The following is a 17539-nucleotide window of genomic DNA, read 5'->3' on the forward strand; positions in this document are numbered from 1 at the left end:
GCGAGTACCGCCCGTGAACGCGCGGCGCCCGGTAGCGTTGACCCCTGCGTCCCCCTCTGTCCCCCCTGCGGCATACCGGATCGGGCACGGCCGCACGGCAGTCGGCGGGTGGACCCCAGCGAGTCGGGAATCCAGCAGCAAGGAGCAACGAAACCATGGTCGTCGACGCGGTGCGCGCCTATCTCGAAGCCGTCAACGGGCTCACCGAGTTGACCCGCAAGCGTGCCGTCGCCGCTGCCAAGGTGCTGCTGCGGGCGGGCGAGGACCGCCCGGCGGCTCCGGCGCCGCGGCTTACCGCCGTGGGCGGCGGTCCGGCAACGGCGGCGCCGGCGGGCGAGGGCGAACCCGCCGCCAACGGCTTCGCGCGCTCGGGCGCCACCATCCAGTCGCTGGCGGCCGAGCTGATCGAGACCAGCCAGGCCAACCGCGAGGCGCTCAACTCCCTCATCGCCGCCGAGGTCGAGCGCGTGCTGGAGCGCCGCGAACTCGTCAGCCGCGCCGAGTACGACCGGCTGGGCCGCCGCGTCGCCGAGCTGGAGCGGCGGCTGGCCGCCCAGCGCGCCCAGCCGCGTGTCGTGGCGCCCCTCGCCGAGGCCGCGGCCCCCACCGGAGCGCCGGCGGCCGAGCCCTCCGCGCAGGAGGGCGCCGGCGACCTGTCCGCGAGTGCTCCGGGAAGACCGGAGGCGCGGCCCGCCGCTGACGAGGTCGCCGATCCGGCGGGCGGCGAGCGGCCGTCGGCGCCGCGCGACCCCGGGCCCGAGCGGCAGGCCGCGGTGGGGCAGCTCGTCCTGGGTGAGGGCGAGCACGCCCCCGCGGCGCCCGAGGCCGCACCCGCGGCGCGGGAGCGGTCGGGGGAGGCGGACGGTGCGGTGGACGGCGCCGTGGACGAGGCCCCCGCACCGGACTCCGGTGCCGGTGCGGCGTCGGCCGAGCCGGCGCCCGACGCCGCCGCGCCCGCGAAGGGCTCCGGCAAGCAGCAGCGGTCGGCCAAGGCCCGGACCAGCTCATCCCGTTCGGGAGCGGCGGCCAAGAGCGGTTCGGCCAAGAACACGACTGCCAAGCGGTCCGGTGGACGTGGTAGGAACAGCACGTCGGGAAAGAAAAACGACTAAAGCGAAGTACAGCAGCCAAGTGCGACACGGAGCCGGGCCGCGTGGGCCGGGCTCCCATCCCCAACTCCCGTGATCACACCCTTGGCGGGTCGTGCGCGGGCGCACAACACAACGTCCACTGAGAAGGGCGGAGCGGAAGTGACGGAAGTGAACCACACCGGCACCCCTCTCGATTCGGCCATGGAAGACGAGCAAGCCGCCGGGATCGCCGAGCGAACCCTGCAAATGGCGCGGGAACGACTGGCCGCGCTGGACAACCTGCCCACGTCGGACCACGTTGCCGTCTTCGACGAACTCCATCGCGAGCTTTCCACCGTCCTCAACGGCCTGGACCAGGGCGAGCCCCGGTCCCGCTAGCGCCGTCGCCCGCCTCTTCCCGCAGCCGCGCGGTACCCGCGTCCGCCGGGCACCGCCGCCCCACGGCGGAGCGGCTGCGGTCCCTCACCGTCGAACGATCGCCCCGGCACCCCTCCCCGGCCACGGGATCCGGCGGCCCCGCACGCCTGCTCGCCGCTACCCCCTGCGTTCACCGTGTCCGGAATTCGTCACGCCCCCTGTCCGCAACCCGGTGCGGGCAGGGGGCGCGGCGCGGGGCCCGGAAAACGGCGGCCGATTCTCTGCGGTGGCCACGGGACATTGCCGGGCGGCCGCGTGCGGGCGAGGGCGGGGGCGCCTTCCGCGACACGGGCGGGCGAATAAGGAATTTGCTTAAGTTTGTGCCATATGTCCTTTTGGGTCGTTCCGGAATTGCGGTCGTCCGGTCGCAGCGCGCCGCTCGGGAGAGGCCCTTGACCGTTTGCGCCGCAGGCGTGAAACCGCTCCCCTGCCGCCGGCTTCCGCCCCCGCCCGAGGGTGGCCCGGCACAACGGCTCCGCCGCCCGCGAGCCGGGGCGGCCGTCCCCCGGGGGCTGTGGAAACGGGCGCGGCCGGGTCGGTTCGGGCCGTTAAGGTGGGGCCATGTGCAAGGTGCGGCCCATGGTCCGTGGGCGGGTTCGCCGTGGCTAGGCGCGCTCGACTCGACTCCGAACTCGTCCGTCGCGGGCACGCCCGCTCGCGCGGGCACGCCGGGGAGCTGATCGAGGGCGGCCACGTCCTGGTCGGCGGCGTTCCCGCGAGCAAGCCCGCCACGCAGGTCGGCACCGACCAGGCCATCGTCGTCAAGGCCCCCGACACCGACCCCGGCTACGTCTCGCGCGGCGCCCACAAGCTGGTCGGCGCCCTCGACGCCTTCGGCATCGACCCCGCGGGCCGCCGCTGCCTCGACGCCGGAGCCTCCACCGGCGGCTTCACCGACGTCCTGCTGCGCCGGGGCGCGGCCCAGGTGGTGGCCGTGGACGTCGGCTACGGCCAGCTCGCCTGGTCGCTGAGGGCCGACGACCGGGTCACCGTCATGGAGCGCCGCAACGTCCGCGAACTCACCCCCGAAGAGGTCGGCGACCCCCTGCCCACGCTCGTCGTCGGCGACCTCTCCTTCATCTCCCTGACCCTGGTCCTCGCGCCGCTGGTCCGCTGCGCCGACCCCGGCGCCGACTTCGCCCTCATGGTCAAGCCGCAGTTCGAGGTGGGCCGCGACCGCGTCGGCGCGGGCGGCGTGGTGCGCGACCCCGCGCTGCGCGCCGACGCCGTGCGCACCGTCGCCGGCCACGCCGCCACCCTGGGCCTGGGCACCGCCGACGTCACCGCCAGCCCGCTGCCGGGCCCCTCGGGCAACGTGGAGTACTTCCTGTGGCTGCGCGCCGGCGCCGGGCCGCTGGCCGAGGACCGGCTGGCCCGCGCCATCGAGGAGGGGCCGCAATAGCCGGGCCCCGCCGCCCGCGCGGCCGTAGCGCCGCGGCGGCGGCCTCCCGGTGTCGGCCGGAGTCGATAACGTCGGAGGAGATGCGCGCCGCGCGGGCGGGTAGCGTGGCTCGGCGGTCGCCCCCGGCCGCGCGGTCCGCCCCCGGCGCCGCCGCCACGACGAACCGGCCCGATCGGTCCAGGCCCCGGCGGCCTGCCCGCCCGGCCACCCGATAGTACGGAGACAGCGATGACCAGCCCCGGCCAGGACGGACGCAGCGTGCTGCTGCTCGTGCACACCGGCCGCCCCGCGGCCACCCGCAGCGCCCAACTGGTCCACCGCAACCTCACCGAGGCCGGGCTGACGGTCCGGATGCTCGCCTCCGAGGTCGACGAGCTGAAGCTGGCCGGCTGCCACCTCGACCCCGTCGAGGCGGTCGGCGGGGTCGACGCCGCCGCCGGGGTGGAGTTGGTCCTGGTGCTGGGCGGCGACGGCACGCTGCTGCGCGCCGCCGAGATCGCGCGCCCGGCCGGCGCGCCGCTGCTGGGCGTCAACCTCGGCCACGTCGGGTTCCTCGCCGAGGCCGAGCGCGAGGACCTCACCTCCACCGTCCGCAGCGTCGTGGACCGCGCCTATGAGGTCGAGGAGCGCATGACCCTCGACGTCGCCGTGTTCAACGGCGGCCGCCACGGCACCGCGCCGCCGGTGCGCACCTGGGCCCTGAACGAGGCCACCCTGGAGAAGGCCAACTCCCGCCGGATGCTCGACATGGTGCTGGAGATCGACGACCGCCCGCTGTCCCGCTGGGGCTGCGACGGTGTGGTGTGCGCCACACCCACGGGGTCCACGGCGCACGCGTTCTCCGCCGGAGGGCCGATCGTCTGGCCCGAGGTGGAGGCGCTGGTGGTCGTCCCGATCAGTGCCCACGCGCTGTTCGCGCGGCCCATCGTCGTCTCGCCGGAGTCCACCGTGGCCTTCGAGATCGTCCCCGACACCACGGCGGGCGTGCTCTGGTGCGATGGACGCCGTATGGTCGAATTGCCCGCAGGGGCGCGTATCGAGGTGACCCGCTCCGATGTGCCCGTCCGCCTGGCGCGCCTGCAGCGGGCGCCGTTCACCGACCGGCTGGTCGCCAAGTTCGCCCTGCCCGTCGCCGGCTGGCGCGGGCGCGCCGAACGCGACCTGTAGACCGAGCCGGGGCAACGGCGGCGCGCCCGGACCGGCCTGGTCGGCGCGCCGAGACCGAGGACACCAGAAGGTGAGCAGGAGAGGATCCGGTGCTCGAAGAAGTCCGCATCCAAGGACTGGGCGTCATCGACGACGCCGTGCTGGAGCTGTCGCCCGGCCTCACCGTCGTCACGGGTGAGACCGGCGCGGGCAAGACCATGGTGGTGACCGGCCTGGGGCTGCTCTTCGGCGGGCGCGCCGACCCCCAGCGGGTCCGCCCGGGCGCCGACCGCGCCGTTGTCGAGGGCCGCCTGACCGTGCCCGCCGAGGGCCGCGTCGCCGAGCGCGTCGCCGAGGCCGGCGGCGAACTCGACGACGACGTCCTCATCATCACCCGCTCGGTCTCCGCCGAGGGCCGCTCCCGCGCCACCCTGGGCGGCCGGTCGGCCCCGGTCAGCGTGCTGGCCTACCTCGCCGACGACCTGGTCGCGGTGCACGGCCAGTCCGACCAGCAGCGGCTGCTGCGCCCCGAGCGCCAGCGCGCGGCCCTGGACCGCTACGCTGGCGAGGCCCTCTCGCGCACCCTCAACGCCTACACCGTGGCCTACCGCCGCCACCGCGAGGTCTGCGCCGCGCTGGAGGAGTTGACCACCCAGGCCCGCGAACGCGCCCAGGAGGCCGACCTGCTCCGTTTCGGCGTCGAGGAGATCGCCGCCGCCGAGCCGGTGCCCGGCGAGGACGCCGAACTCCTGGCCGAGGAGACCCGGCTGGCCCACGCCGACTCCCTGCGCATCGCGGCCACCACCGCCAACGAGGCGCTGACCGGCGACCCCACCGCCGAGGTGCAGGCCGACGTGGTCGGGCTGCTGGCCGCCGCCCGCCAGGCCCTCACGGCGGTGCGCGAGCACGACACCGCCCTGGCCGCCATCGCCGACCGCCTGGACGAGGTCGGCTACGTCCTCACCGACGCCGCCACCGAGCTGGCCTCCTACGCCGAGTCGGTCGAGGCCGACCCCGCCCGGCTGGCCGCCGTCCAGGAGCGCCGCGCCCTGCTCACCCAGCTCTCCCGCAAGTACGGCGCCACCACCGACGACGTCCTGGCCTGGGCCGAGGACGCCGCCAAGCGGCTGGCCGAGCTGGAGGGCGACGACGACCGCATCGACGCGCTGCGCGCCGAGGAGGCCGAACTCGGCGCCCGGCTCGCCGAGCTGGCCGACACCCTCACGGCCGTGCGCACCGAGGCCGCCGACGCCTTCGGCGCCGCCGTCACCGAGGAGCTGACCGCGCTGGCCATGCCGCACGCCCGCGTCAGCGTCCGGATCACCACCGGGACCGAGTTCGGCCCGCACGGGCGCGACGACGTCGAGGTGCTGCTCGCGCCGCACCCCAGCGCACCGCCGCTGCCGCTGCACAAGGGCGCCTCCGGCGGCGAGCTGTCCCGCGTCATGCTCGCCATCGAGGTCGTCTTCGCCGGGGCCGACCCCGTGCCCACGTTCGTCTTCGACGAGGTCGACGCCGGCGTCGGCGGCAAGGCCGCCGTCGAGATCGGCCGCCGGCTGGCCCGGCTGGCGCGCCGCGCCCAGGTCATCGTCGTCACCCACCTGCCCCAGGTGGCCGCCTTCGCCGACGCCCACCTGGTGGTCGAGAAGTCCAACGACGGCACCGTCACCGAGAGCGGCGTGACCCGCCTGGACCGCGACGGCCGCACCCGCGAGCTGTCGCGCATGCTGGCCGGGCTGGAGGACTCCGAGCTGGGCCGCGCCCACGCCGAGGAGCTGCTGACCATCGCCGCCGCCGACCGCGGCGACTGACCGTCCGCCCCCCGCGTCCCCCCAGGCCCGGCCGGGGCCGCCGCGGCGCGGGCGGGCGGTTGCGCCCCGGTTGTCCACAACTCTGGTGTCGTGCGCGCACGGTGAGCACTTCAGCGCCTAGGGTGGCGAATGCGGCACACGGTGTGTGGCACGGGGGCTCGTGCGCCCTGTTGCGATCACACTGTGTAACGCTCCTGTCACTCCAACGGCGCAGGCCTGGGACGGTGCGAGCGATGAAGGTCCCCGAAGCGATCGGCGCGCGGCTGGTCCGCGCGCGCCGTCCGCGCGGCGGCACCGCCTCCGGCGTCACCGCGCCCGTACGCTGCGACCGCCGCACCAAGGACCTCACCAAACGGCTGCGCCCCGGCGACATCGCCGTCATCGACCACGTCGACCTCGACCGCGTCAGCGCCGAGGCCCTGGTCGAACGCGGCGCGGCGGCCGTCGTCAACGCCGCCAAGGGCATCAGCGGGCGCTACCCCAACCTCGGTCCCCGCCTCCTGGTCGAGGCCGGTATCCCCGTGGTCGACCAGGTCGGCCCCGAGGTCTTCGCCCGCGTCCGCGAGGGCGAGGTCCTGCGGCTGGAGGGCGGCGTCCTCTACCGGGGCGACACCCCGCTGGCCAAGGGCGTGGTGCAGGACTCCGCCGCCGTCGACGCCGCCATGGCCCAGGCGCGGGCCGGGCTGTCGGTGCAGCTGGAGGCGTTCGCCGCCAACACCATGGAGTACCTGCGGCGCGAACGCGAACTCCTCCTCGACGGTGTGGGCGTGCCCGAGATCGCCACCCGCATCGAGGGCCGCCACGTCCTCATCGTCGTGCGCGGCTACCACTACCGCGAGGACCTCGCCGCGCTGCGCTCCTACATCCGCGAGTACCGGCCCGTGCTCATGGGGGTCGACGGCGGCGCCGACGCCCTGCTGGAGGCCGGCTACCGCCCCGACATCATCGTCGGCGACTTCGACTCCGTCTCCGACCACGCCCTCACCTGCGGCGCCGAACTCGTCGTGCACGCCTACCGCGACGGCCGCGCGCCCGGCCTCAAGCGGGTGCACGACCTCGGCCACGACGCCGTCGTCTTCCCCGCCGCCGGCACCAGCGAGGACGTCGCCATGATGCTCGCCGACGACTCCGGCGCCGAGCTGATCGCCGCGGTGGGCACCCACGCCACCCTGGAGGAGTTCCTCGACAAGGGCCGCGCCGGCATGGCCAGCACCTTCCTCACCCGGCTGCGGGTGGGCGGCAAGCTCGTCGACGCCAAGGGCGTCAGCCGCCTCTACCGCAACCGCATCTCGCCCTGGGCGCTGCTGCTCCTGGTGGCGGCCTCCCTGCTCACCGTCGTCGTGGCCGCCTACAGCTCACCGGCCGGCGTCGTCTACCGCACGTCCATCGCCGCGCGCTGGGACGCGTTCCTCTACTGGTTCACGGGACTGCTGACGTGATCGACTTCCGCTACCACCTGGTGTCCATCGTCGCCGTCTTCCTGGCGCTGGCCGTGGGCATCGTCCTGGGCACCACCATGCTCCAGGACCCGCTGCTCAACGCCCTCAAGGACGAGACCTCGGCACTGCGCGAGGAGTCCGACCGGCTCCGCTCGGAGAAGGACGTCACCGAGCGCTACGGCACCGGCGTCGACCAGCTCGCCGACGCCACCGCCGAGGACGCGCTGCGCGACCGCCTCAGCGGCGTCGGCGTGGCCGTCGTGGAGGCCCCCGGCGTGCACGAGGACCTCCGCTCGGGCGTGGTCGAACGCATCGAGCAGGCCGGCGGCGAGGTCGCCGGCCGCGTCGTCCTCACCGACGCCTACCTCGACCCCGACCAGTCCGCCTTCGTCGGCGAACTCACCGACCAGCTCGCCGCAGGGGCCGACCTGCCTGAAGGCGCCGCCCACACCCGCGCGGGCTCCCTGCTGGCCCACGCCGTCCTGGTGCCCGAGGTCACCGGCACCGAGGACCCCGACGGCAAGGACACCACCGCCTTCGACGCCGAGGCCGCGCTGGCCGCGTTCGCCGAGGGCGGGCTGGTGACCGTGCACGGCGAACCCGCCCAGGCCGCCCGCATCGCCGTGGTCCTGGCGCCCTCTGAACCGTTCGCCGCCGACACCGCCACCGCCGCGTCCTCCACCGCACCCGGCGGCACCGACGCGCCCACCGGCAACGACATCATGCTCGCCGTGGCGGGCGGCCTGCACGAGGCCGCCGAGGCCGCCGTGCTGGTGGGCGGCACCACCTCGGTCGGACCCGGCGGACTCGTCGGCCGCGCCCGCGCCGAGCAGGTGCCCTACAGCACCGTCGACTCCGCCGGCCGCGCCTCCGGCGACGTCGCCGCCGCGCTCGTGGTGGCCGCCGCCGCCCAGGGCCGCACCGGCGCCTACGGCACCGCCGAGGGCACCGACGGCTTCCTGCCCGACCCCCTGCCCGCGCCGCGCGCCGAGGAGGAGGCGGAGCCCACCGACGAGGCCGACCCCGCCCAGGACCGCAAGGCCGCGCCCCGGCCCCGCCCCGACCGCGACCACCCCACCGGATAGCCCGCTCACCGGACAGCCGACCCGCCAGGAAGGACACCGCGCCATGGCCGTGCTCCCGCCCGCGTGGGCTCCCGCCGCGCCCCGTCCGCGCGGCATCGCAGCCGTCCGGCGCGCGCACCGCAGGCCCGCGGCCCCCGGATCACCCGCCGCCCTCGCGCGGCTGGGCGGCGGGGCGGCCTCCGCCGCGCTGGGCGCGGCAGCGGCCCGCACCGCCTACCGGCTGCTCGTCAGCCCGCGCCAGGCGGGCCGGGTCGAGGACGTCTTCCACACCCGGCAGCGGTCGCGCGACGTGTGGGCGCGGACCAACCACCGAGGGGCCGAGGTCACCCTGCTCGAAGGCCCCGCCCTGGCCTTCGGGCTGTGCGCCGGCGCCGCGCTGGCGCCCCGCACGCCCCGGCGTTTGCGCGCCGCCGCGGTCATGGCCGCCGCGGGCGGGGCCGTCTTCGGCGCCTACGACGACCTCGCCGGTGAGCCGACCGCGCGCGGGTTCGCCGGCCACCTCGGCGCGCTCACCCGGGGCCGCCTCACCACCGGCACCGTCAAGGTCGCCGGGATCGGCGCCACCGGCGTGGCCGCCGCGGCGCTTTCGGGCCGGCGCCGCCCCGGCGACCTCCTGCTCGACGGTGCGCTGATCGCCGCCACCGCCAACCTGTGCAACCTGCTCGATCTGCGACCGGGCCGGGCGGCCAAGGCCGCGCTGGCGGTAGCCGCGCCCGCCCTGGCCGGTCCGGCCCCGGGCCTGGCGGGGGCGGTGGCCGGGGCCGCCGCCGCGCTGCTGCCCGAGGACCTGGCCGAGCGCGCGATGCTCGGCGACTGCGGCGCCAACGCCCTGGGCGCCGCCCTGGGCGCGGCCGCCGCCGCGTCGCTGCCCCGTCCGGCGCGCCTGGCGGCGCTGGGCGCGGTCGCCGGGCTGACCCTGGCGGCGGAGTTCGTCAGCTTCACCGAGGTCATCGAGGCCACCCCGGCCCTGCGCCGCCTCGACCACCTCGGCCGCCGTCCCGCCGACCCTCCGGGCCCGGTCGCCGCCACCGCCCCCATGCCGCGTCCCACCCCGCAGCCCGCCCGCCGCCCCACCGTCCCCCGCCAGCGGGGCGCCCGCGAACCCCACCACTAGAGGTCGCCCATGACCTGTCCACCCCGGGCCCCTTCACCCGGCCCACCCGGCGCCGCCGCCGCGGCCCGCCCGCGCGGCCCCAGGCCACCGGGCACGCTACCCTCCGCCGACCCGCCGCAGCGCCCCGAACACGGGCGCGGCGCGGGGGTGTCGACGCACCCGGCCGGCGGCTCCGCACTGGCACCCGCGCCCCGCGCGCGCTGGCAGGGGCCTCGAACGCCGATGCCGGAGGTCGACGGTGCCCTGTGCTTCCCGCACGCGCGGGGATGGGCCGGCCGCGCGGGCCGTGTCCGAGCGGTGCTCGCCGCGCGTGCGGGGAGACCGTGCGCCGAAGACCAGGGCGGGGGAGGCACCGGAGCGCTCCCCGCGCGCGTGCGGGGCGCATCCCCGGCCCGAGCGGCCACGCGTGCTCCGCTGGGGACCATCCCCGCGTGCGCGGGGACCGCGGGCCAGGTCCGCACCGGCGTCCACCCCACCGGGGGCCACCCCCTCGCGCGCGCGGACGCGCGGTTGGCGGGTCGGGTCGGGCCGGGGGAGCGGTGACTCCGCTGCGGCTGGGTGCGGGGGTGGCCGGGGCGGCGGTGGTCATCGCCGGGGCCACGGCGCTGGCCCGGCTCGCCGGGTTCGGGCGGACGCTGGTGTTCTCCCAGACCGTGGGCGACACCTGCCTGGGGACCGCCTACGTCACCGCCAACCAGCTCCCCACCGTCCTGTTCGAGACCGTCATCGGCGGCGCCGTGGCCGGGATGGTGGTGCCGGTGCTCGCCTCGGCCGCCGCCCGGGGCGAGCGCGAGCACGTCGAGCACACCGCCTCGGCCCTGCTGACGTGGGTGGCCGTCGCGGCCGTGCCGCTGAGCGCGGCGACCGCCGCGCTCGCGGTGCCCGCCATGTCGGTGCTGCTCGGGCCCGCCGCCGGATGCGACCGGGCGGCCCTGCTGGCCCTGTCCGCGCGGTTCCTCCTCGTCTTCGCGCCCCAGGTGCTGCTCTACGGCCTGGCCGCCGTGCTCTACGGCATCCTGCAGGCACACCGCCGCTTCCTCGCCCCCGCGCTGGCGCCGCTGGTCTCCAGCGTCGTCGTGATCGCCGCCTACATCGCGTTCGTGCCGCTGGCCGGACCCCACCGCGACGACCCCGCCGGGCTGCCCGTGCCCGCCGAACTGGCGCTGTCGGCGGGCACCACCGCCGGGGTCGCCGCGCTCCTGCTCACCGCGCTGGTGCCCGCCCGCCGCCTGCGCCTGCGGCTGCGCCCCCGCCTGACGTTCCCGCCGGGCACCGGCCGCCGCGCCCGCGCGCTGGCGGCCGCCGCGCTGCTGCCCCCGGCCGCCATGCAGGTCGTGCTGCTGGTCAACCTCGCCCTGGCCAACCGGGGCGGCGGGGGAGCGGCGGTCCTGCAGACCTACGCCTGGACCCTCTTCACGCTTCCCTACGGGATCGTGGCGGTGCCCATCGCCACCAGCGCGTTCACCGCTCTGTCGGTCCGCCACGGCGAGGGCGACCGCGACGGCTTCGCCGCCACGCTGGCGGGCAGCGCGCGGGCGCTGGTGATGGCCGCCGGACTGCTCGCCGCCGCGCTCGCGGGCGCGGCCGCGCCGGTGGCCGCCGTGTTCGCCCAGCACGACCCCCAGGGCCTGCACCGGGCGCTGGTCGCCTACGCCCCCGGCGTGCTCGGGTTCGGCCTGGGCGCCCTGCTCAGCCGGGCGCTGTACGCCTCCCACCACGGCCGCGCCGCCGCGGCGGCCCAGGTCACCGGGTGGGTGGGGGTCGCGGTCTGCGGCGCGGTGCTGGTCGCCATCGTGCCGCCTGCCTGGACGGTCGCGGCGCTGGGCGCGAGCGCCTCCGCCGGGCTGACCCTGGCCGCCGTGCTGCTGGTGGCCGCCACCCTCGCCGTCCACGGCCGCGCGGCTCTGGCCGGGGTGGGCCGCGCCCTGGCCGCCGCCGTGGTGGGCGGCTGCCTGGGCGCGGTGGCGGGCGGTGGCGCCGCCGCCCTGGTCGACGGCGGGGGCGCGGCCGCCGAGGCCGGCGGCGCCCTCCTGGCCGCCGCCGTGTCGTCGGCGGTCTTCGCCGTGGCGGCGTCGGCACTGGACCCGGCCTCGGCCCGCGCCGCCCTGGCCCGGCTGCGCCGCGCGCGCCCCGCCCCGCCCGAGCACGGCGGCCACCTCGGCGGCGCTCCGTGAGCGCGGGGGCGCGGCGGCCCTGCACCCGCCCGGTCCGCCGGGGCGGCGGGCACCCAGGCCGGCCGCCCCGGCGGCGCGCCGACCGCGCCGGGCCCGGGCTCCGGGTGGGCTCGCGGCGACCCGGGCAGGGGACCCGACCACGGCGCCCGGACGCCCCGGCGGGCCCTCGGCGCCGACCGCGGCCCGGGCGCGCCGCGGTGGATTCCGTCCGGTTCCGGTACCGGTCCGGGCGGATGCAGGGGTCATGACCAGGCACGACGCCGGATCCGGGCGGCGGGGTGCCGCGACGCGGAGGGGAAGGGCGGAGCGGATGCGCATCGCATTGGTGATCGGGGTCAGTAGCGGAGGCGTGGGCAATCACGTGCGGGCACTGGCGGAGGGGCTCGCCGCCCGGGGCCACCGGGTGGCGGTCCTCGGGCCGGCGGGCACGGAGGAGCGGTTCGGCTTCACCGCCGTCGGCGCCCGCTTCGCGGCGGTCGACATCGGGGGGACCCCCCGTCCGCTCCACGACACCGCCGCGCTCGCGCGCCTCAGCGCGCTGTGCGCCAAGGCGGACGTCGTGCACGCCCACGGCGTGCGCGCGGGCGCCCTGTGCGCCCTGGCCGGAGCCGCGCCGCTCGCGGTGACCGTGCACAACGCCCCGCCGCGGCTGCGGGGTCCGGCCGGCCTGGTGTTCCCGGTGCTGGAGCGCGTGGTGGCGCGCCGCGCCGAGGCGGTCCTGGCCGTCTCCGGCGACCTGGAGGCGCGCATGCGCCGCGGCGGTGCCCGCCGGGTGCGCCCGGCCGTGGTGGCCGCGCCCCCGCTGGCCGCCCTGCGGCGCCCGCCCCACCTGGTGCGTGCCGAACTCGGTGCGGGGGAGGGGCCGCTGGTGCTGGTGGTGGCGCGCCTGGCCGCGCAGAAGGGGATCGACGTGCTGCTGCGCGCCGCCCCCGCCATCTGCGCGCGCACCCCGCGCCCGGTCATCGCGGTCGCCGGGGAGGGCCCGCTGCGCGCCCGCGCCGAGGCCGCCGTCCGCGAGCGCGGACTGCCGGTGCGGCTGCTGGGCCACCGCGCCGACGTCGCCGACCTGCTGGCCGCGGCCGACGTGTTCGTGCTGCCCAGCCGCTGGGAGGGCCCCTCGCTGGTGGTCATGGAGGCGCTGCGCGCCCAGCTCCCGGTGGTGGCCACCTGCGTGGGGGGAATCCCCGACCGCTACGCCGAGTCCGCGCTGCTGGTGGCCCCCGAGGACCCCGACGCGCTGGCCCGCGCGGTGGGCGGGGTGCTGGACGACCCCGACCTGGCGGCCCGGCTGCGCACCCGCGCGGCGCGCGCGGCGGCCCACCTGCCCACCGAGGACGACGTCCTTGACCAGGTACTCGGCGTCTACGCGACCCTGCGCGGCGGGGGCGGCCGTCCCCGCTTCACCGCACGATGGTCCGGGACGCCGATGCGACGTGCGCCACGTTGGTCTGGCACAAAGCACGGTTCCACGACACGACCTTGGATGGCATCATGACAGGAGACCGAGGAACCATTTTCAAACGCGACGCGTTGGGTCCTGCGGTACGCGGTGAGGGGAGTATCCCTTACGCGACGGTGTCGTCATCACGGTCCGCACGGGCGCGGACCCGGTGCCGTCGGTCCTAACGGCTGTCTCACACGGGGCTGCCGGACGGGCGGGAAAGACCTCCGGTCTTTGAGTGTGTCCACAGCAGCGGCGCTTGGGCATGGGAACCGGAGGAGTAGCCTGTGGATGTTCCCCTGTGGGTGTGGCTGGTCACAATCGGTGGCATGATTGCCATCCTGGTAATCGATCTCGCCATCGTCGACCACCCCTGGAGTAAGAAGTCCGGTCCCCGCGAGTTCGGCATGAAGCAGGCGGCCTGGTGGGCTGCCTTCTACATCGGCATCGCGATCCTGTTCGGGTTCGGCATCTGGTATGTCGGCGGCGGCACCTTGGCCGGCGAGTACTTCGCCGGGTTCATCACCGAGAAGAGCCTCAGCGTCGACAACCTGTTCGTGTTCTACCTGATCATGAGCAGCTTCGCGGTGCCACGGAAGTACCAGCACGAGGTCCTGCTGGTCGGCATCGTCATCGCGCTGATCATGCGCGGTATCTTCATCGCCATCGGCGCCCAGGCCATCAACGCCTTCAGCGAGGTGTTCTACGCCTTCGGCGCGCTGCTGATCTTCACGGCGATCAAGATCGTCCGCGACCACGTCAAGCAGGACGAAGAGGACAAGGACTACACCGACAGCTTCGCCGTCCGGATGGTCCGCAAGATCTGGCCGGTGACCGACGACTACCACGGCGCCAAGCTGATGGTGAAGCTCGACGGCCGCCGCCACGTCACCCCGATGCTGATGGTCATCGTCGCCATCGGCATGACCGACCTCATCTTCGCGATCGACAGCATCCCGGCCATCTTCGGCCTCACCCAGGACCCCTACCTGGTGTTCACCGCCAACGCGTTCGCGCTCCTGGGCCTGCGCCAGCTGTACTTCCTGCTGGCCGGCCTGATGGACCGCCTGGCCTACATCAGCTGGGGCCTGGCCGCCATCATGGTGTTCATCGGCATCAAGATGATCCTGCACGCCCTGCACGAGAACCACGTGCCCGTGCCCGAGATCAGCACGGGCCTGTCGCTGGGCGTCATCTGCGGCGTGATGACCATCACCGTCGTGGCCAGCCTGTTCCAGTCCCGTTCGAAGCCGGGCAAGGAGCCCGAGCCCACCGGAAGCGGTGTCCGCGGCGGTTCCGGCGAGTGACCCGCACTCGAACGGCTGTTCGTCTATAGTGGTTGCCCCCGGCCCCAGGGCCGGGGGCGGCGCTGCCTGGGGCGGAAGTTTCTCCTCGGCCGGTTCGTTACCGTTGACAGGTCCGGACCCGCGCCGCGGTCGGCACCGAGCCATCGTCCTCGGTCTGCCCCATGCCACCGCGCCAACCTCGCGCCGGGCCCTCCGCCCGCCGCCGAACGCGCGAGCCGATCCCGAAAGGGCTGATGAACCACATGGCCGAAGAGCTGGTGATCCGGGGCGCCCGGGAGCACAACCTCAAGGACGTCAAGCTCGACCTGCCGCGCGACTCCATGATCGTGTTCACGGGGCTGTCGGGATCGGGCAAGTCCTCCCTGGCCTTCGACACCATCTTCGCCGAGGGCCAGCGCCGCTACGTGGAGTCGCTGTCGGCCTACGCCCGGCAGTTCCTCGGCCAGATGGACAAGCCCGACGTCGACTTCATCGAGGGCCTGTCCCCGGCGGTCTCCATCGACCAGAAGTCCACCAGCCGCAACCCCCGCTCCACCGTCGGCACCATCACCGAGGTCTACGACTACCTGCGCCTGCTGTGGGCGCGCATCGGCGTGCCGCACTGCCCCGAGTGCGGGCGTGAGATCGCCCGCCAGACCCCCCAGCAGATCGTCGACCGCGTCCTGGAGCTCCCCGAGGGCACCCGCTTCCAGGTGCTGGCGCCGGTGGTGCGCGGCCGCAAGGGCGAGTACACCGAGCTGTTCAAGGACCTCCAGACCAAGGGCTTCACCCGCGCCATGGTCGACGGCACCCTTGTCCGCCTCGACGAGGCCCCCGCGCTCAAGAAGTACGAGAAGCACGACATCTCCGTCGTGGTCGACCGGCTCACCGTCAAGGGGTCCGCCCAGAAGCGGCTCACCGACTCCGTCGAGACCGCGCTGCAGCTGGCCGGCGGCACCATCGTGCTCGACTTCGTCGACGAGCCCGAGGACAACCCCGAGCGCGAGAAGGTGTTCTCCGAGCACCTCTACTGCCCCTACGACGACCTCTCCTTCGAGGAGCTGGAGCCGCGGTCCTTCTCCTTCAACTCGCCCTACGGCGCCTGCCCCGACTGCGCCGGCCTGGGCACCCGCATGGAGGTCGACCCCGAACTCCTGGTCCCCGACCCCGCCAAGACCCTCAACGAGGGCGCCATCGCGGTGTGGTCGGGCGGGCACGCCCTGGAGTACTTCGGCCGCCTCATCCAGGCCGTGGGCGACGCCATCGGCTTCGACATGGACACCCCCTGGGAGCGGCTGCCCAAGGCCGCCCGCAAGGCCCTGCTGGAGGGCCACGACACCCAGGTGCACGTGCGCTACCGCAACCGCTACGGCCGCACCCGCTCCTACTACACCAACTTCGAGGGCGTCATCCCCTGGGTGAAGCGCCGCCACTCCGAGAGCGAGAGCGACTCCGGGCGCGAGCGCCTCGAAGGCTTCATGCGCACCGTGCCCTGCCCCAGCTGCCAGGGCCGCCGCCTCAAGCCGGTGGTGCTGGCCGTGACCGTGGGCGGCTCCTCCATCGCCGACGTCAGCGCCCTGCCGCTCAGCGAGTGCGCCGCCTTCCTGCGCGACCTCAAGCTGAGCGAGCGCGAGCAGGTCATCGCCGCCCAGGTGCTCAAGGAGATCAACGCCCGGCTCGGGTTCCTGCTCGACGTCGGCCTGGACTACCTCTCCCTGGAGCGGTCCGCCGGCTCCCTGTCGGGCGGCGAGGCCCAGCGCATCCGCCTGGCCACCCAGATCGGGTCGGGCCTGGTGGGCGTCCTCTACGTCCTGGACGAGCCCTCCATCGGCCTGCACCAGCGTGACAACTTCCGGCTGCTGGAGACCCTCCAGCGGCTGCGCGACATCGGCAACACCCTCATCGTGGTCGAGCACGACGAGGACACCATCCGCGCCGCCGACTGGGTGGTCGACATCGGTCCCGGCGCCGGCGAGCACGGCGGCGAGGTCGTCGTCTCGGGCACCGTCAACGACCTCCTCAACAGCACCACCTCGATGACCGGCGACTACCTCACCGGGCGCCGCCGCATCGAGGTCCCCGAGGTCCGCCGGCCGCGCGCCAAGGGCCGCGAACTCGTGGTCAAGGGCGCCCGCGAGAACAACCTCAAGAACATCGACGTCGCGTTCCCCCTGGGCGTGTTCACCGCCGTCACCGGCGTCTCGGGCTCGGGCAAGTCCACCCTGGTCAACGAGATCCTGTACAAGGCGCTGGCCAAGGAGTTGAACGGCGCGCGCTCGGTGCCCGGCCGCCACACCCGCGTCAACGGCCTCAACCAGGTCGACAAGGTCGTGCACGTCGACCAGAGCCCCATCGGCCGCACCCCGCGCTCCAACCCGGCCACCTACTCCGGGGTCTTCGACCACATCCGCAAGCTCTTCGCGCAGACCACCGAGGCCAAGATGCGCGGCTACCAGCCGGGCCGCTTCTCGTTCAACATCAAGGGCGGCCGGTGCGAGGCGTGCGCCGGCGACGGCACGATCAAGATCGAGATGCAGTTCCTGCCCGACGTCTACGTGCCCTGCGAGGTCTGCCACGGCGCCCGCTACAACCGCGAGACCCTCGACGTCCACTACAAGGGCAAGACCATCGCCGACGTGCTCGACATGCCGATCGAGGAGGCGCTGGACTTCTTCGAGCCCATCTCCGCGATCCGCCGGCACATGCAGACCCTCAACGACGTCGGCCTGGGCTACGTGCGGCTGGGCCAGCCCGCCACCACCCTCTCCGGTGGCGAGGCCCAGCGGGTGAAGCTCGCGGCCGAACTCCAGCGCCGCTCCACGGGGCGTACCGTCTACGTGTTGGACGAGCCCACCACCGGCCTGCACTTCGAGGACATCCGCAAGCTGCTGGGCGTGCTCAACCGCCTTGCCGACAGCGGCAACACGGTCATCGTCATCGAGCACAACCTCGACGTGATCAAGACCGCCGACTACATCATCGACATGGGCCCCGAGGGGGGATCGCGCGGCGGCACCGTGGTGGCCACCGGCACCCCCGAGGAGGTCGCCAAGGTCGAGGAGTCCTACACCGGGCACTTCCTCGCCCAGATCGTCTAGCGGCGGGCGCGGCGGCGCCCCGGCCGCCGCGCCGA

General features: G+C 75.2%; 12 protein-coding genes. All 12 read left to right on the top strand.

The annotated features are described in order from the left end of the window. Window positions 1–155 precede the first annotated feature (155 nt). The 12 genes from HNR12_RS25590 to uvrA all read left to right on the top strand — a co-directional run bounded on the left by HNR12_RS25590 (window position 156) and on the right by uvrA (window position 17504). Window positions 156–1112: a membrane fusogenic activity family protein gene (locus HNR12_RS25590; RefSeq protein WP_179769938.1), complete on the top strand. Its 957-nt coding sequence runs from the start codon at window positions 156–158 to the stop codon at window positions 1110–1112. Window positions 1113–1292: 180 nt separating this feature from the next. Further along, window positions 1293–1469: a hypothetical protein gene (locus tag HNR12_RS25595; protein WP_179769939.1), complete on the top strand. Its 177-nt coding sequence runs from the start codon at window positions 1293–1295 to the stop codon at window positions 1467–1469. A 640-nt stretch (window positions 1470–2109) separates the two neighbouring features. Continuing rightward, window positions 2110–2910, top strand: a complete 801-nt coding sequence (locus HNR12_RS25600) for a TlyA family RNA methyltransferase (protein ID WP_179769940.1) — start codon at window positions 2110–2112, stop codon at window positions 2908–2910. 228 nt (window positions 2911–3138) lie between these two features. Beyond that, a complete protein-coding gene (locus HNR12_RS25605) occupies window positions 3139–4077 on the top strand; it encodes an NAD kinase (RefSeq protein WP_179769941.1) in 939 nt (312 codons plus the stop codon). 89 nt (window positions 4078–4166) lie between these two features. Beyond that, window positions 4167–5867 carry a DNA repair protein RecN gene (gene recN / locus HNR12_RS25610; protein WP_179769942.1) on the top strand — a complete coding sequence of 567 codons (1701 nt, stop codon included), beginning with the start codon at window positions 4167–4169 and terminating at the stop codon, window positions 5865–5867. A gap of 233 nt (window positions 5868–6100) precedes the next feature. Then, on the top strand, window positions 6101–7306 hold the full coding sequence (gene steA, locus HNR12_RS25615) for a putative cytokinetic ring protein SteA (RefSeq protein ID WP_179769943.1): 1206 nt from the start codon (window positions 6101–6103) through the stop codon (window positions 7304–7306). Then, window positions 7303–8391 (top strand): copper transporter, encoded by a 1089-nt coding sequence (locus HNR12_RS25620; protein ID WP_179769944.1) that lies wholly within the window; start codon window positions 7303–7305, stop codon window positions 8389–8391. Before steA ends, HNR12_RS25620 begins: the two co-directional genes overlap by 4 nt. A 43-nt stretch (window positions 8392–8434) precedes the next feature. After that, window positions 8435–9505, top strand: coding sequence for a hypothetical protein (locus tag HNR12_RS25625; RefSeq protein ID WP_246425174.1), 1071 nt, complete (start codon window positions 8435–8437; stop codon window positions 9503–9505). 539 nt (window positions 9506–10044) lie between these two features. Continuing rightward, complete coding sequence (gene murJ / locus HNR12_RS25630; RefSeq protein ID WP_338119827.1) at window positions 10045–11679, top strand: murein biosynthesis integral membrane protein MurJ; 1635 nt, start codon at window positions 10045–10047, stop codon at window positions 11677–11679. 310 nt (window positions 11680–11989) lie between these two features. Then, a complete protein-coding gene (locus tag HNR12_RS25635; RefSeq protein ID WP_179769945.1) occupies window positions 11990–13174 on the top strand; it encodes a glycosyltransferase family 4 protein in 1185 nt (394 codons plus the stop codon). Between the two features lie 233 nt (window positions 13175–13407). Beyond that, window positions 13408–14427 (top strand): TerC family protein, encoded by a 1020-nt coding sequence (locus tag HNR12_RS25640; protein WP_179769946.1) that lies wholly within the window; start codon window positions 13408–13410, stop codon window positions 14425–14427. Window positions 14428–14669: 242 nt separating this feature from the next. After that, window positions 14670–17504, top strand: coding sequence for an excinuclease ABC subunit UvrA (uvrA, locus tag HNR12_RS25645; protein WP_179769947.1), 2835 nt, complete (start codon window positions 14670–14672; stop codon window positions 17502–17504). The last annotated feature ends 35 nt before the right edge of the window (window positions 17505–17539 follow it).

Origin of the sequence: Streptomonospora nanhaiensis, assembly GCF_013410565.1 — a bacterium.
GTDB classification, from domain to species: domain Bacteria; phylum Actinomycetota; class Actinomycetes; order Streptosporangiales; family Streptosporangiaceae; genus Streptomonospora; species Streptomonospora nanhaiensis.

Coding starts and splice junctions, on each gene's coding strand:
- HNR12_RS25590 (WP_179769938.1), top strand. CDS start 156: ATGGTCGTCGACGCGGTGCGCGCCTATCTCGAAGCCGTCAACGGGCTC.
- HNR12_RS25595 (WP_179769939.1), top strand. CDS start 1,293: ATGGAAGACGAGCAAGCCGCCGGGATCGCCGAGCGAACCCTGCAAATG.
- HNR12_RS25605 (WP_179769941.1), top strand. CDS start 3,139: ATGACCAGCCCCGGCCAGGACGGACGCAGCGTGCTGCTGCTCGTGCAC.
- steA (WP_179769943.1), top strand. CDS start 6,101: ATGAAGGTCCCCGAAGCGATCGGCGCGCGGCTGGTCCGCGCGCGCCGT.
- HNR12_RS25625 (WP_246425174.1), top strand. CDS start 8,435: ATGGCCGTGCTCCCGCCCGCGTGGGCTCCCGCCGCGCCCCGTCCGCGC.
- HNR12_RS25635 (WP_179769945.1), top strand. CDS start 11,990: ATGCGCATCGCATTGGTGATCGGGGTCAGTAGCGGAGGCGTGGGCAAT.
- uvrA (WP_179769947.1), top strand. CDS start 14,670: ATGGCCGAAGAGCTGGTGATCCGGGGCGCCCGGGAGCACAACCTCAAG.